The following is a 16,102-nucleotide window of genomic DNA, read 5'->3' on the forward strand; positions in this document are numbered from 1 at the left end:
TTGAGCGCGCAAATCATCAGCACTACTTCAATATCTTGTGATTGAATTTAGAAGATCGGTGAATAAACGAATAGTCTGATAAAGTGTCTGTTCCTTTAAGTTTCTGTTTGCCAAAAGCAGCTCTTGAGCAAACATAAAAAATCCCCACTAACTTTGTTAGTGGGGGATTATCATACGATCCTAGGATCGTTCAAGTCTCAAAACCGATCAGTATTAGAGCTTAAGCTCGGCGATGTTTCTGTGCTTAAGGCGTATCGATAAAAACATGGCGAATATCTTCAGATTCATTACAGCTCAGTTTGAAGCCTTGTATCAGCTTCTATCTATTGAGCCTGACCAAGCCCATTCGTTTTCATACCAGTTAATTTGATGCCAGATAAGCAGAAAGCGCCTTTACCTTTAAGTTCTCTTTTGATGAAAGGTCTAATCTGACCCTGAAGATTTGACTCGGTAATAAGTGATACGTTAGATTAATAATCATAAATTGATTGGATTGAAGCAGATCTTTGTCGCTCTGCCTTTTACTCACTTATACTAACATTACGATAGGAACACCGACTTGATAACGTGAGTCTATCTAGGAGGTATTTATGAGTTGGATTATGGACATTTTCCGAAACTTCTTTGGTAAACAGAATACCACGAAGCGCGATTACCCAATGCTGAAAATGGTTAACCCAGATCGTGTGGTGATGGATATGAAAGCTTTCCGTAAAAGCAAAGCTGCGCAAGAACAAGCCAAGGCTGCTAGAGAAGGCTATTTGAAAGATAATAAAGTGCAGGCATGACATTGCACACAATAGGGTACACACCGGGGCTAATTCGCATTAGCCCTTTTTTATGGACGTCAGTAAATGATTAAACCATCAATACTTTTTGTGTTAATACTTTGCATTTCTGGTTATGTTTTCGCTCAGCAATGGCACAAAACACACTATCAACTAAAGCGTAGTAATGGATACCATACTTTTTTGATGTCTGCGGCTATCGGTTTGTTCTTATTCGCTGTCGGGACGATTTTGTATGCGCTAGGCATTTGGCTTGGAAAACTGACAGGCTGGCACTTCTCGGTTGGTGAGTTGGTACTGATTGGTGTATTTAGAAGTGAGTCTACCCACACTGAGTTCGCTTTATTTGATATCTCAATCATTGCTCTGATCTTAAGCTGGCTTCTCCCAAAACTCTGCTACATCAACGAAGAACGTAAGTTTTCCAAGTTCATGTTTGAGTTTTCTATGGATTCGGAAAGCCCAGAGTTCACGCAGTTATTCTTCAAGTCTCACTACCACGAGCTCCCTATTCTTTTCACCATGTCCGACCGTAAAGTATACATAGGCTATATCTACGAAATACAAACCGGTCATTTTAACGATATTTATATCGTGCCCTACTTAAGTGGATATCGAGACAGAGACACGTTAGAGCTTCACAAGATCACGCCCTATCATGCAGTGATGGAAGACATAGAGAATGAGCAGGAAGACTCCGTTGAACTAGATAAATTTACCATCGCACTTCCACTCAGAGAAATTGTTCATGCTCATTTGCATGATTTCCGATATGAAGAACGTTTTAGGGAAAAAGAAGAACATAAAGAACCTGAGATTTATCTCTAAAGAAGGAGCCTAGTGGCTCCTTTTTACCGAATCAGCGAAACTGTAGTAGCTGTCCTTTTAAGCTTTTTAAGCTGGATAAGTAGACAGCACCGAAAATCTGATAAAGTGCCTGTTCCTTTAAGTTCGCTTTGCGGCTCTTTTTTTGCCTGAAAATTGTAAAGTGGCGACAACTACAAGTGAGTGAGCGGGTTGTGGTAGCGTTGGGATGTAGCTATTCAAATCTAGCGATAAGGACCAGAAAGAAGTAAACCCAAGTATAGATACATTAGAGTAATTTGTGCCTGAAACTTTTTACTAGTACGAAGGTGTTATTTAATTTTTATTACGAGTGGTCGCATATGCTAATTCTCAAACAATAAAAAAGTGTTAGTACTATGCGATTATTATATTTTGCCATTCTTGCATCTTTTACGCTCTCGGTTCATGCCGTTGAGTTTGATCCAAACTTAAAGTCTATAGATGAAGAGCTGGAGTATGGTCCATATCCGATTATGTCCGATTCAAACTCTAAACCTTCTACAAGTAACTTTGTTGGTGCTTCACGCCCTCGTTCGGCTGCAATGACTCGTGATAGTAAGTACATAATTTTTGAGGCCAATAGAAATGAACTAGTTTCTGATGGGGTTGAAAGGGAGTGGCTTATTAAAAATACCGAGACTTACGAACTAGAAAAAATTGGCAGGCCTTCTTCTCTTGATCCAAAAGTTCACATGAATAAAGCGACAATATCGCCAAATGGGCGGTACATTGGCTTTACAATTTACTCTGGCTCTTCTGGGTGGCGCAGTTTGGTGTGGGATCGTCTAACGGATGAGATGAAAGCGGCAGAATATGACGAAAATCATCAGCCAATTGAAGCAGGAAATACAGCTAGAACGCCTTATCAGGTTAACGATAGACTAGTGATAGTTTCGGATTATTCGGGTAAATTTTCTATTACTGATCTTACAGCTAAAACAACCAGAATAATGAATATAGATATATATGGTAATGAGGCTACCAACTGGCTTAGCTATTTACGTCCCTTTAGTGATGATGGTCGCTATATCGTATATCAAACTATTAGAAATCAAATGGACGCAGAGAATATCAGCGAAGACCCATCGAATGAGGTAGCTATATACATCTATGATAGTGTCAAAGATAAACACACGAAAATATCGCACTCTAAAAAAGGAAACCATGCGTATGCAGCTGGAAACCAATATTCATATAGCATAAGTGCAGATGGCAAATACGTAATTTACACTGCACGACGTCCAAGTGATCCAGAGTACAGTCACTATGAGGAATTCACGAATTATCTAGTGGTTTATAACATTAGCTCTCAAACCTATGAATATGTAACGGATGTTAACGGAAAGCTTATTCACAATATCGCTACTCCTTCAATTTCTAATGATGCAGAAAGTATAGCGTTCACCACTAGAAATGACGATTACCTATCTGTTGGAAGTCACTCTAACTACCAGGTAGTGTATTTCGATCGCGTTAACAACAAAATGATTCAACCTAGTGTATCTCAAGTGACGGGTGCTCCCACTTCCCAGACGATTCATCCAGTTGTATACGGTAATGGGAAAGGTGTTTTTTGGACTGGATATGGTGCGCCATTGCTGGAAGGGGAATCATCTGGTATGCATTACTACATCATTGATGAGCCTGCTGAACCAATCATCCCAGAAATCTGTCTACCATACATCAACTAAACCCTCCACTTGTTTTGTTCCCGCACTGTACGGATGTGCGGGAACAAGCACTTTTAGCTGATATGTTACCAAACGTTCGGCACTGGGCTCTCACAACGTTTACCTGTAACGGCAGTGTAAAAGTCCAGTGTCTGATAAAGTGTCTGTCCCTTTAAGTTTTAAGTTTAGATAGTTGTTTTTACTGGAAGTTAGTAAGGCGCCAAATATGGCGCCTTTTTTAAAGAGATTATTATGTTAGTAGCTCTTCAAGCTAGACGTCTTCTTCAATCGCAAGCTTAATTAGCTCCCAACTTCTCACAACATCTGGTTGTATTATTTGAGTTTCAAGTAAATCAATCGCATTTTGTCTGATAGCGTCACTACACTCTGTCATTCCATCTTTAGTTTTGTTGGCTAGAGTTTTATAGTGAGTCTTATCTTCAGATAAGTAGTAGCGGAATCCCCATGGGTGGGTAGATCCTTTATTATAACGAACTTCAGCAACTTTGTTGCTAACAGCTTTGATCATGTCATTTACATTAACTGTTTGGGTGACGTATGTTATCGATTTATCAATTTGAGAAAGGACATTTTCCTTCGCGATAACATTTTCAGCAAATATGTTGTCTTTCTGATATTGAAGGATCTGACGGCAAATGAAGCAATATTGACTGGCTGCTGTAAAGTAAGCGCCTATCCACTCTTGATTATCTGAATGGTCGTCAAATATAGCTAAGGCTTCTTTACATTTAGTGACAGCATATCTTGCGTTATCGTAGTTCATTTGAGCGTAATCACCCTCTGGGTCATTAGTTTTAATTTCTTCAAAACTGGATAAGCTCGACTGTAGTAAGTTCCTCGCATTTATCAAAGGTATATCATTGACGTTTTGGTATATTTGCCTCGTCATTCTAAAGATACGAACAAAGTTTTGTTCAAGGTAATCATTTGGAGACATTCTCGTTGAAGAGTCGGCGCGCAAGAACAAGCTTTTTGCGGTTTTAGCTAAAGGAACACTGAATGAATTTAAAGCAGCGTTTGCTAAGTTCCTTGCTGCAAATTGTGCGAAAGTAGCACCTAGAAAACCAGTGACAAGGCCTTTAGCTGGAGCTACGTTTTCAGAAATTGATTTACTTGGTTCTAACACGTTAGGTTCAGTAACTGACATTATGTATTTCCTTCTTATATGAATCGTTTTTCTCGTAACGAGATGTTTTGAATTTAGAGTACTATCCTCAAGCGTTTTGCAATTAAGCTCCAAAAAACACTACCAAGGACCAGTTCCTCCTCTTCTAGTGGTATCTGCCCCATGAGTCCATGGGGCGTGTGGTATCTAAATTCGATTTAGGCGATTTTGACCGTTGGTCTAGACTCGACTTGTTCAAACGGTAATGCTTTTGTTGTTGGCATGAGCTGTAATACGCTTGAGATCTGGCAATCCCTATCTAATCCCATGTAGTCTTTGACGTTCGCGACTCGCCAAGTCATATCTCCATAAGTACGCAGATACAAGGCAGGTGAATGATAACTGTTATTTCTAATCACACTCCACTGGGTAATATCGCTGAAAAATACTTCAGGATTGTCTGATGTGTGTAGATCATTCGCCATAATACCCAAAGGTATATCGACGCGGTTGAGAAGCTTTTGCGCTATGGAGAATGCTTCATCGAAGTTGCTTGGTTGCTCGCTTAATTGCTTAATTGCATAGGTTTGTACAAATCGAGACGGCGGTGTGGGATCGGCGGGTAGCCCCTTTAATCCAGCCCCATTCACGGTTTGAAGTGGTCCTGGAACTTGGAGGTGACGTTGTAAGGACACGTCTTTGTCCGATTCTGGATTGTAGTTACGTAAATTGGAAAAATAGGAAAGATTATTGACATGCCAATGGTAATTCGGGCAGTTGGTCATAACACCCACGTAGGAGTGGTCCACAATCACTTTGTAATCATCGAATTTGTATTCGACACATTGATACCTAGATTGCGGATTGACCGTCTCGCCCTCTTTAAATGATCGATAAATATGCATATTGCCGTTGATAAACTCAATGACAGCACTGTCACTATTTGCATCATGAATCACGAAGTGCTGATCTAAAGGCATATTGTCACCCTCAGATTCCCCGGTTGAAATAGTCGAATTAAATACGTATACAGGGTGGGTAGTGAAGTAGCTCACCATGTCTTCCACAGTAGTAAACGTAGACAGGATAAAAGTTCCCAACAGACCGCTACCTAACGCAAAGGCCTCATCAGGTATGCGAGATGTCGGAATATTTTTATTAAGTATTGGCAAGTAGAGTGAGCCTACTGAAAGCCCTGATTCATTTATACCATCTGATGTAATAAGAGGGTTGTTGTATTGAGTAACGCCATTACAGTGGATGAAGCTTAATGCTCCTTTCCAGCTCGCTTTAAACTCATGCTGATAATTATGACACTCTGGTGGCTGACCATTAAAAACCCGGTCCGCTTTTCCGCTAGTCGTCAAGGTAGTAATTTGGAAATTTTGCTTAGCTCTAAACCAAACCTCGGTCTGAAGGTTTACTGCAAACTCCATGGTTCTAGCGGATAAGGTTAGGGGGAGATTGTTACAACCAAAGTTGATATTGAAATCTGTACACATAGCCATGCTCTTTATTGCGTAATTTGAATGATGTATACCCAAGACACTCTTTACATCGATAGTTAGAATTACCATGGATAAAAAGGTTTGCGCTTAAACAATGGATTTGACCCTTTGAGATAAGTGCATGTGATTAAGCTACGTATTCAATCAAAAAACGTCAGTAGCAGATTAGTATCAGTTGATAGAGTTAACAGGTTTTATTGCGTTGACGAACGATATCGACCAAAACTCTTTTCATCGCCAGTTCAAGCGACTTACCTGTATTGAGAGAAAACAACGGCTGTTTATCTCCTAAAAACAAAGCTATAGCTCTTTGCATCCGAAATTAAAACAGACCTCGCGCTTTACTCGAACTAAGGTTTTTACGAATATGATGGGGAAATATTACTTATGATACTGATTTGATACCAACGTGATACTGAACTGATCTCGACATCTGTTTATTGTGTCTACTGATTTGGAAAAAGGACTCTACTTATGGAATCAGGAGTAAAAAGCTTAAATCGCTTAGATTTGGAAGATATTATTCGCGGTGCTCATTTTTATGCGTGTGGCGGCGGTGGGGCACAGGAAAATGGCGAAGAATTGCTCAAGGAAATTGACAAGCTATTCGCGTCAAAATCTGAGGTTACAGTGCAGTATATTGATGTTAATGACGTCCAAGATACTGATATGCTTCCAGTACTCGCAGCTATGGGAGCACCACAAAAGTTTCTTCAAAAAGGATATAGATACTCTCCCGTTACGGCATTTCACGACCTAGAAAAAATCCAAAAGGTCGCCTTTTCCACATTATCACCCGTTGAAACTGGCCCGATTGCCTATGGTATGAGTTTACTGGTTGCCGCAGAGAGACAAATACCGATCATCAATGGTGACGGTGGAGGGCGAGCCTTTCCATGCTTGCAGCTATCAACGTTTGCAAACTTGGCATTGGAAAGCCCAATCTCTGTTTCACCTTGTGTACTCACATCAGAAAAGTCTTTAACAGAAGATGGTGGGGTCATCCTTATTGAATGTGAATCGAGTTCGGATGTCGATGCGATGACCAGAGGAATCATTAGCACATCGAAGAGTTTTGATGATCGTGCATCCCTTGCTTCATTTGCTATGTCAGGGGAGCAACTAAAGCAAAATAATGCCGTTGTCCCAGGTATGTTACTGAAAGCGAGAGCACTTGGTCGGCACATCAGAGAATGTATTCAAGATCAGCTGTCTTGTTTTAATGCGATAGAGGCGTTAGATGGTGCACACTGTGTGATGAAAGGCAGATTGAGCAACGTTATTACCATGACCAGCAATGGTTTTGACTGGGTCGCGCAAGAATATCAGGAAGAGGATAGCGGCAACAAATATTACGTCATTTCACAAAATGAAAATATGATTTTGTGGGTAGACGATTTAAGTACGCCAATCGCTATGGCTCCTGATTTAATTTGCTGTTTGTCTAGTGATGCTTCGCTAATGAGCAATGATGAAATTATCGATGCATGGAAGAAAGATTGCGCTGATCCTCGACTCAAAGAGATGGCGATTTTTACCGTGGATGCTGCTCCACAAATTAATCAGCCTTGGTTCCATCAGCATTTTTCCACAATATTCAAAAGATTCGGTTTCTTTGGTAGCTATCACCCACCACTAAAAAATAACTTGAGAGGTTGAAATGTCAATGAGGATGAAACTTAAGATAATTATTCCGGTAAACACAACTGAGTTTACGCAACAAATCTCAAACAGTGTGAATCGCTTTAGAAGTGATAAAGTCACCATTGATTTAGAGCATATTGATCAAGGAACTCCATTTATTCAATCTAGAATTGATCTGACTATTAATGCACCTTATGTCCTAGAGAAAGTGATTCAGGCAGAAAAAGATGGATATCATGGTGTATTTGTGACGGACATGGACATGTGTGGGGTGGAAGCAGCAAGACAAGCGGTCAAGATCCCGGTTATCGGCGGGTTCAGGCCGAGCTTTTTTACTGCCATGTTGCTGAGTCAGAAGGTTTCTATTCTAACGGTGCGCGATGTGGTTGACCTTCAGAACGAACACGTGCGAGCTTTTGGTGTTACCGAGAATCTTGCTTCTATATTGCCATTAAACAAAAACGTCAATGAATTGAAAGAACCCTCTTTAGAGGCGGAAGCAAAAATTCTTGAGGAGTTATTCGAGCTGGCTTGTCAGGCCATTGACCAAGATGGTGCCGACAGCATTATGTTTGGTTGTACCGGATTTACACATTTTTCAGCGCCGTTACATGAGTTACTGATGGCTAAATATAAACAAAATGTACCGGTAATGGATCCAAACTGTTGTGCGATAGGATATTTAATTATGTTGGTGGAAAATAACTTGTATCAAAGTGGTTTGAGTTATCCATATCAAGAAAATGATACTTTATGCTAATTTAAAAAGTAAAAATATCATTTTAAAAAAGCAGCCAATATAAGGCTGCTTTTAACGTTAAGATAGTGAGGTTAATTAATATGTATTGAATTATCTAAGCATTCTCTAATTCTTTATTATTTACATTAATTGTTATAATCTCTACAACAAGTCCATCACGGCTTTTTTTGGAATTACAGAAGATTTCTTTGCCACCATTCTGTTTACTAATAGCCAGCTGATCTTTTCGGGCAACAGCAAGAGCTTCGTTAAATAGGTCTGGGCTGTGTCCGGTTAGAAATGCGCTTAATCGAGATGTTTTGTGTTTCGTAGATTCGGTAATTTTCCATGAGTGAATCGTTTTTTGCGCCGTAAACTCGCCATTTAGTGAACTTCTATTTGCGTATACTATACCAGATGTGCTTTCTTCATCCATGTATAATACAGTGCCATCATCATCTTCAGAACCCTTCACCACATAGTAATAGCCAGTGTCTTTAGGTTGTAATGTTGTATAGCGGCAAAAAACAGTGGCGTCTTCCTCTTTGTTTGTCGCGACAAAGATTTTTCTTTGAGCGACTTCTCCTGCTTTATTTGGCTGAAGTTTTAGAAAACCGTTAATTTCCTCTGCCTGTGTATTATACTTTGGTTTGCATTCTACTTTCACTTTTACCTGATCTACCAGTCGCATATTTTCCATCATGTTTCTCCATATTACCTAGTTGACTTTGTTATTTAAAATAAACTTTGAGTGATTTTATATCCGTAATCTATATTCCACAGGATAGGCAAGTCCTGTCAGATATATATATTGAACATCTATTTCACTATTCGGACGACATAATTAAGATAAAACATACGTAAGAATGTTTCTGTATCAAACCAGCATCATGTGTTGATGACAAAGTATCACCTAGTATCAATTTTTCCATTTAGCAATGTAAATCATTCGGTTACAAAATTGTTCACCTTGAAAATATCACTTTGTTAGCTAGTATGATTTATCATACGGAGATGATGCTAGGGAGCGAAAATGGCAGACACTGTCTTGATTAATGGCAAGAGGCTGAAAGCATTAAGAGAAAAGCATGCGTTATCTCAGGAAGGGCTTGAGCATGCATGCAGTCAAAAAAAAGGATGTAGTGTTTCCATTGCCACGATAAAACGTGCTGAACTTGGTAACAAATTGAGTAAAAGAACCGTTGGGCGATTGGCCACTTTCTTCTCTGTCCCTATTGAAGAATTATTGAGTACTACACTGGCCGATTCTGAGATAGAAAAGGAGCCTTGTGTTGAAAAAATGGCTTTGGCGTTGTGGGTGCGTGCTGATTCAAAAATAATCATAAACGAAATACTAGACCATATTTCCTTGTTGTCCCCGTTGATTACTGAACGTTTTGGTAACACTTTAGTTGCCGCTGTGCCCTGTATTTATGACGGCAAGAAGTTGTATTTGACGATTCAACAAATCCTACTCAACCTTTCTCACCGTGTAACGCCCTATTTTCGAGCGATCATTTCAACTCAAGGTTTATCTCTACAGACTGACAACATTTGGTACTTTAACGAAGCGTACATTCACGAAATGTCAGAACTCGCTTTGCAGCTTGAAAGCGCGACAGTTCTGGTTTCAGATGAGTTAATCGAAGCCAGCCTTCAGTGTTTTTGTTATGCTGACCAAGCTGTTGTCGCAGGTTACAAGGCGCTGTTAAAAAGAAGTGATGCTTGTTTTGGCAAAACACAAGGTAGAACTCATGAAATTGAGTTGTTTCATTATGCCATCGATAAGGTAGAGCGCATCAACGAACATTGCCTTTTAACGCTTCAAGGCGTTCAGGGAATAGGAAAAAGTCACCTGCTGAACGTTCTCTCAGATATGGCTGACCAGCGCAGGTGGAAAACGGTCAGGGTCGATTTTCAGCTTGCTTCATCACCGAGTGAATCGCTGTTAACTGCATTACAAGAATTGCGCTCAGGCACGGCTATCGATATGAGTATGCAAGAAAGCAATGAGCACGATTCCAGCATACGAAAAGAACCAGAGCAGCGACGTCAAAGCGATAATGATCCGGTTTGTTTGCTGATGGACAATTTTCATTTAATCGATGAGCACACGCTTGCTACCTTGCTCAGATTCATAGCGATGTCTGACAATGAGACGCTACTGATCGGTGCCGCTTTTTTACCGACCCGTACAGCAAATCATCATGTTGAAGCGTTCAGTTCAGTCAGAGTGCCTATGATCAACATGACCTTGGCTCCGCTTCTGCAACAAGAAATGGAAAAGCTATCTCTTGAGGGATTTAACGTCACAACGGAGGTCATGAATTCAGTTTTAGAAAGGGCCCAAGGGAACCCTGCTCATTTTTATCAGCTTTTGACATCGTATAGCCAAAACAAAATACCCAATGAGGTTACTCTAGACCTTGAAAGCAAAGTTGATGAACTTCCCAGTGAATGGCAACGCGTGATGTCATTGATATCTTTTTGGGACGGTAACGTGACATCTGCGGACATCTATGCGGTGTCGAATCCGACCCCAGGTGTGATAGAAGCACTGCTCGAAAAGAAGCTTATCAGTCTGTCTTCAGAAAAGGGGATTCATTTGAATCATCCTTTTTGGAATGACGTTATTAAACGAAGAGCAGGCCATAGAGAGAAGCGGGCGATTAATTTAACCATTGCCGATTATCTGGCGTCTGGTGATTCCTCTCCCTGTCAAGAGACACAACGACAGCTCATCGGCTACTATACGAAGGCTGAGGAGTGGCAACAAGCTGCTCAATTGTCGCTCTCGTTCGGAAGACGATGCATAGAATCAGGGGATTATAACAGTGCCAAGCATGACCTTAATACGGCGCTGGAAAACTACCAACGCTTACCAAACCCAGAACAGTGGCTGGAATTATTGTTTGATATTTACTTGGCACAGGCAACAGTCGCTCGAACGACAAAAGGGTGGGTAAGTCATAGTACGGTAGTGGCTTATCAACGATGTATAGAATTGGCAAAAAAGCTGAGTTGTACCTTTCGGCACTGTATTTCACTCAGCGGATTATGGGTTAGGCAATTGATGGCGATGGACTTTAAGTTGTCTGAGGAGACAGCAAATGAAATGCTTTTTCTTGCTGAGCAATCAAATGATACTCGCTGTAAATCCCTTGCATATAGCTGTTTGACTAATTCGCAGTTTTGGCTTGCCAAGCATCAGGCTGCTATTTGTCATGCAAAAGCGTCATTTGATTGTTACCAAAAAAATGTAAATAAGGATTTTTATACTTCTATTGGCATTAATCCGATCGCGTTGGCGGGGTGCTTTGGCCGTTTATCCGCCACATTGTGTTGTTGTGATGAAGATATCCGATTTTTCGAGCGTTTCCAATCCAACATCAGCCTTGAGAATGAGCCGTTCAGCTATGCTATCGTGTTACAAGGAGAGATCTGGTCTGCTTATCATCTGAAGGAATTCCAGCAGGTCATCACGCTTTCTGAACAATTGTTGGCCATTGCTGCCGTCAACGACTTCCCTTTTTATACAGGCATAGCCTCTCTATTCAAGGGGTGGGCGCTATTTTTCACCGCACCATTGGACCAACAAACGTCGCTCACGCTTTTTGAGGAAGGTTATCAGCATTGGTTAGCATCGAGCGGCGACCAAATAGCGCACTCACTTTATTCATTGATGAAAGCTGAACTCTATTGTGAAGTCGGCCGTTCAGAAGAAGCACAGGACATTTTGCAAGATGGGATCGCAGTCGCTCTCGAAAAGAATGAAGCCTGTTATTTATCTCCAATGTATGCGCTTTTGGGTCGTTTAGTTGATGATGATATTGATTTGATCAAAAGGTCCCATGAAATCGCACATGAGCAAGGTGCTCGATTGTTCCTTAATCAGTAGAGTCAACGTTGAAGCCTTGCGCTATTTTGGTTAGTACGCTTTGTCAATCGCGCTTATTTTTGCTCTAAGCGAGTCTATTATTCGCAATTGAGCAGGCACCGAGTACCGCAAGGCGTTGTCTTTCGGGGTTAGGGTGTATAGCGAGGGCGTGGTTATCTTGAGTTTCTTGAATCATTTTCTATTCCATTAATCTTTGTTGTCGAATGTTTGGTTATTTATCAACTTAAGTGCACAACTGTGCCATATCAGTTTGGTATCAGTTGGTCTCTGCGCTTTACTAAAACAGGTGTGATCGGACAAATAGCTTGTTGATAAAAATAAACGGCCAACATCAGCGTGCCTGTTGAGGTTAATGTGGGAAGATGGAAATGAGCCCAAAGTGATACTGAATGTGAATGACAGTGTATCTACATTGAATGAGTCACTAACGACAACACATCAGTTGGAGAAAAAAATGAAAATGGAATCACAAGAAATTTTGGCTGCGCATTATCATATTGGTAACGGTTTATCTGGAGGAGTGAGTTTTGACATTAAGCTACTCGTAGCCAGCGAAGACAAATCAATTTTGGGTAAGGGACATATTTTTCAGGCAGTTAATCCACCGTTAAATGTGCTGACTGATCTCAATGGCAGTTTCAATTATCAATGTGAAATGCGTGATTGCCATATCATGGTGACGTTGCAGGGCTACCAGCCTTATCCAGGCATTCCTCCTGTGGGAATCGATCTTCACAACGTAACACTGAATATTCTACTCAATGATGACTGGAAATCAGGTATAGCATCGTATCAATACAAAAACAGCTCGGGCGAATGGATTGAGGTCGAAAATCAACGCGTTACTCTGCAAGTGCCGGAGCATGTACCAAGCATTGAGCAGCTTAAGGTGGAAAAAGGCGACTTTACGCCTGCGTAAACGCGACCAGTAATGACGCTGCGTTCCAAACACAGATATTCGATAGTGTCGACTATCTGTGTTTGATGTTAGAGCTTATTTCAGCAGCTAGGGAGAAAGTTATGTTATCTAAAACTGCGTTAAACCAAATACTCTCGGCAGAAAAGAGTCGTTTAGCAGGTCGTAATATTGTAGAAACATTTATTAGAAAAAATTATGAGGTGGCAAAACTTCAGGTCTCAGAGCGTATGCGCAAAGAAAATGCTCAAAAAGCCGCTAAAGAAGTCGCCACCATTCTTCTTGGTAAAATTCCTTATATTGGCTCGGCGGTAAGTACCGTTTTTGAAAAGGTTGTGCATAACAAAACATCGGGAGAAATTCTTGATGAAGCGCTCACCTTCTACAATATTGCTGACATTTATGCCAAAGATATATGTGGAGAGGTGAATGAGGGAACTTTAAAAATCTATGTTAAGGCTCAGCTCTATCTTGAATTAGCAGACGCATTGATGGAATACGTCGAGATGAAGCAAGCGTCTTTTGTTAATGGCGTAAGACTACAGTTTTTGGCAAAAGATGCAGTGGTACAGCGTGAACTTAGACGAGTTTTAACATCGAAAGGCGATATAGAGCTTGACACCTTTGCCTAGTAGTAACAGCTCAACTTTATCAGGCTCAGCGACTGATTCAGCGTACTATAGATGAAACCCATCAATCATTATTCTTTTGTCATTTTTTGATTTCAGAAGGCAAAGCGTCATTGACCTAATTATTGAACCATTATCTCATTATTATTGTAAGACTGAAATCATTTGGCATTTAAAAAGGTCTACTCGTATGTTGGTAGATTGATATGCCGAATGGAGTAATAAAGACATGTCTGAATTTTTAGTTAGAGATTTTAGTAGCCAAGGTGGGTACACAACAAAAAACACTCAGAACGGTAGGCTTCCACGTAGCCGCCACGAGTCGTATGTGCCATGGGGTCTGACGTTAGACTCTAAAGTTGTTTATGCCAAAACAGGCGAGCATGCGGGCTTCAACATGGGCAGGGGAAAATATCGACTGAAGCCTTATGATACGAACATCAGTCAGACACGCCGTGCGGAGGCGCAATCTGTGCTTGGTGTAATGGCACTGAACGTTACAGAGTATACAGAAGAAGCGGTGAATAAGGTTTCAACCGGTGTTAAGCAATATCTCCAAACCCACAAACGTAACGATTCTCAAGGTGTCACTGAAATGGTCAAAGCGCAGATTGGACACTATTTTTTCACTGGTGGAAGAATGGGTTTTGGTCGTATCAGTGAGGAAAAAGCCAAAGATATTGCCGCTTCTGTCATTTGGGAAAAACTGATTCTAGCGCTAGATAGTGGAACGCTGGAGCAGAAACTCGCCATTCACGATGCGGTTGGGCGAAAGATTTTGCCAAAACTCAAAGGGCCAGAAGAAGGCAAATATGCAGTATTGGCCAACAAAGTTCGAGAAGCTTGGTTTGATGACAGCCGCTATCGTGGCCGCCGCAAAAAAATGGGTGATGCTGCACCTGCAAGCACGGTAGGGGGCATTGTGCCGGCCTCAAGCCAGGATATCGTTGGAGCCGTTGACCAGAAGCGCAACCGTGGTGTTGATATGTTTGAGCGAGACCCAAACCGAGAAGAGCATGCAACAGCAGATAGCTTCTATGATGATGTTGATGTCCGTAACCTCTTGTTTGGCGCGGGAATCTCGGGAACAACTGGCACACTGCTTCAAGCAGCATGTGCATTTGGCGGTTTGCACACTTGGAATGCTGAACTTTGTAAACAATACATGCTGGCGATTGTTGGGTATCTAATTGGTGGCGGTATGCATAGTTTTCATGAGTCTATGGCCATTGCTCAGAAAGCCGGGATTGTAAACTATAACCCTGGGTCCTATGTTGAAGTGTTACCAACCTCATTCCTACAAAGCGTAAAGGGCAAAAATTGGGTCACTCGCTATTATGACGTCTCTGTGCTGGGGGCGATTCATTGGCGCTACAATTCAGGGCGACTGCCATCTCACATTCAACGAAGTTTAGTATCAGATTAAGCCGTTTACACTGAGTCAACGACTTACTTTTATGCAGGGGCTTGTTACCTGTCTTTCTGACAGCGTGGCGTTGATTTTATCTATGTGCTTTTTGGCCGCGCTATTTTCTTTGCTTGTCGCAAGGTGTAAAGGAATACAGCTGAAATGAATCGTGCTGATATGGAAAAGGTCGCGGTTTAGCTGAGCCTTTTCTAATGTGTAGGTCAGCACGTTCTTGTCGATTAATATGGCGTCAACGCGTTGCTTGATCAGCTTTTCAATACCTTCTTCTGCACTGCTGATCTCATACTTTTTAAAATTGGTAAGCTGTTCAAAATCGTCACTGTATCGGTAACCTCTCTGAACGCCAATGGTGAAGCCAGTTAAACTTTCACGATCACTATATTGTAGTGGGCTTTTGTGTCGACTCAGCACCACTATTTCATTCCAGTAATAAGGTTGGCTGAAATAAAGAAAGCGCTCCCTCTTTCCAGTCTTCCATGCGCCTAAAATGACATCTTTTTCCATTGTTCGCACGCTCTTCAACGCTCGATTCCAAGGCTGTAGCTTAATGTCGAGTAGTAAGTCTGATTGTTCAAAAATATCAATCAGAATCAGCTGCGCTTTTCCTGTGTCTGGCGCTTCTTGAAAGTAAGGTGGCCATACGTCTTGTGTCCCTTTTATGGTGATTAAGGAACCCTGGGCTAGAAATGGAACACAAGCCAGTAAAAACAACCTCATACCTTTCAGCCCCATGTAACGAGTAAACTGTTCTTAAAATAGTCAATAAAGCCTTGATTGACTAGTTTCAAGTTGATGCCTATTTCGCCAGTTTGACTTTTACAGAACGAAAGAATTCTTATCTTTAGTGCTCTAAATAATAAATTGAAGATTAGCAAAAGTCGTAGCCTTAGGTGAGTGACGTTTGTGCAT

The 16,102-nt window shown here is 41.1% G+C and carries 13 protein-coding genes; 9 read left to right on the forward strand and 4 right to left on the reverse strand.

The window, feature by feature from the left end:
- Positions 1-590: 590 nt before the first annotated feature.
- From OH455_RS12340 to OH455_RS12350, 3 genes are all read left to right on the forward strand, one after another.
- Entirely contained in the window at positions 591-788 is a 198-nt protein-coding gene (locus tag OH455_RS12340) for a hypothetical protein (protein WP_045976463.1), read from the forward strand.
- Between the two features lie 66 nt (positions 789-854).
- Positions 855-1,616 (forward strand): hypothetical protein, encoded by a 762-nt coding sequence (locus OH455_RS12345; RefSeq protein WP_269981605.1) that lies wholly within the window; start codon positions 855-857, stop codon positions 1,614-1,616.
- 374 nt (positions 1,617-1,990) lie between these two features.
- Positions 1,991-3,325 carry a hypothetical protein gene (locus OH455_RS12350; RefSeq protein ID WP_269981606.1) on the forward strand — a complete coding sequence of 445 codons (1,335 nt, stop codon included), beginning with the start codon at positions 1,991-1,993 and terminating at the stop codon, positions 3,323-3,325.
- Between the two features lie 250 nt (positions 3,326-3,575).
- Here OH455_RS12350 and OH455_RS12355 read toward each other — a convergent pair whose 3' ends face one another.
- The gene (locus tag OH455_RS12355; protein ID WP_269981607.1) at positions 3,576-4,472 is read right to left on the reverse strand and encodes a hypothetical protein; all 897 of its coding nucleotides are present in this window, start codon (positions 4,470-4,472) and stop codon (positions 3,576-3,578) included.
- Positions 4,473-4,648: 176 nt separating this feature from the next.
- Complete coding sequence (locus OH455_RS12360; RefSeq protein ID WP_269981608.1) at positions 4,649-5,932, reverse strand: linear amide C-N hydrolase; 1,284 nt, start codon at positions 5,930-5,932, stop codon at positions 4,649-4,651.
- Positions 5,933-6,412: 480 nt separating this feature from the next.
- Between OH455_RS12360 and OH455_RS12365 the strand changes: the two genes are divergently transcribed.
- Both OH455_RS12365 and OH455_RS12370 read left to right on the forward strand, forming a co-directional pair.
- Entirely contained in the window at positions 6,413-7,597 is a 1,185-nt protein-coding gene (locus OH455_RS12365) for a DUF917 domain-containing protein (protein ID WP_269981609.1), read from the forward strand.
- Between the two features lie 13 nt (positions 7,598-7,610).
- The gene (locus tag OH455_RS12370) at positions 7,611-8,342 is read left to right on the forward strand and encodes an aspartate/glutamate racemase family protein (RefSeq protein WP_269981610.1); all 732 of its coding nucleotides are present in this window, start codon (positions 7,611-7,613) and stop codon (positions 8,340-8,342) included.
- Positions 8,343-8,436: 94 nt separating this feature from the next.
- On the opposite strand, the gene OH455_RS12375 is transcribed toward OH455_RS12370, so the two are convergent.
- Complete coding sequence (locus tag OH455_RS12375) at positions 8,437-9,024, reverse strand: hypothetical protein (RefSeq protein WP_269981611.1); 588 nt, start codon at positions 9,022-9,024, stop codon at positions 8,437-8,439.
- A 330-nt stretch (positions 9,025-9,354) separates the two neighbouring features.
- Here OH455_RS12375 and OH455_RS12380 point away from each other — a divergent pair, with 330 nt between their 5' ends.
- From OH455_RS12380 to OH455_RS12395, 4 genes are all read left to right on the forward strand, one after another.
- On the forward strand, positions 9,355-12,219 hold the full coding sequence (locus OH455_RS12380; protein WP_269981612.1) for an XRE family transcriptional regulator: 2,865 nt from the start codon (positions 9,355-9,357) through the stop codon (positions 12,217-12,219).
- A 454-nt stretch (positions 12,220-12,673) separates the two neighbouring features.
- On the forward strand, positions 12,674-13,138 hold the full coding sequence (locus tag OH455_RS12385; protein WP_269981613.1) for a DUF1842 domain-containing protein: 465 nt from the start codon (positions 12,674-12,676) through the stop codon (positions 13,136-13,138).
- Positions 13,139-13,239: 101 nt separating this feature from the next.
- Positions 13,240-13,767 carry a hypothetical protein gene (locus tag OH455_RS12390; protein ID WP_269981614.1) on the forward strand — a complete coding sequence of 176 codons (528 nt, stop codon included), beginning with the start codon at positions 13,240-13,242 and terminating at the stop codon, positions 13,765-13,767.
- Positions 13,768-13,993: 226 nt separating this feature from the next.
- Positions 13,994-15,190 carry a hypothetical protein gene (locus OH455_RS12395; RefSeq protein ID WP_269981615.1) on the forward strand — a complete coding sequence of 399 codons (1,197 nt, stop codon included), beginning with the start codon at positions 13,994-13,996 and terminating at the stop codon, positions 15,188-15,190.
- A gap of 15 nt (positions 15,191-15,205) precedes the next feature.
- Here the strand turns inward: OH455_RS12395 and OH455_RS12400 are convergent, their stop codons facing one another.
- A complete protein-coding gene (locus tag OH455_RS12400) occupies positions 15,206-15,910 on the reverse strand; it encodes a substrate-binding periplasmic protein (RefSeq protein ID WP_269981616.1) in 705 nt (234 codons plus the stop codon).
- Positions 15,911-16,102 lie beyond the last annotated feature (192 nt).

Origin of the sequence: Vibrio sp. T11.5 (assembly GCF_027587155.1) — a bacterium.
Lineage (GTDB): Bacteria > Pseudomonadota > Gammaproteobacteria > Enterobacterales > Vibrionaceae > Vibrio > Vibrio neptunius.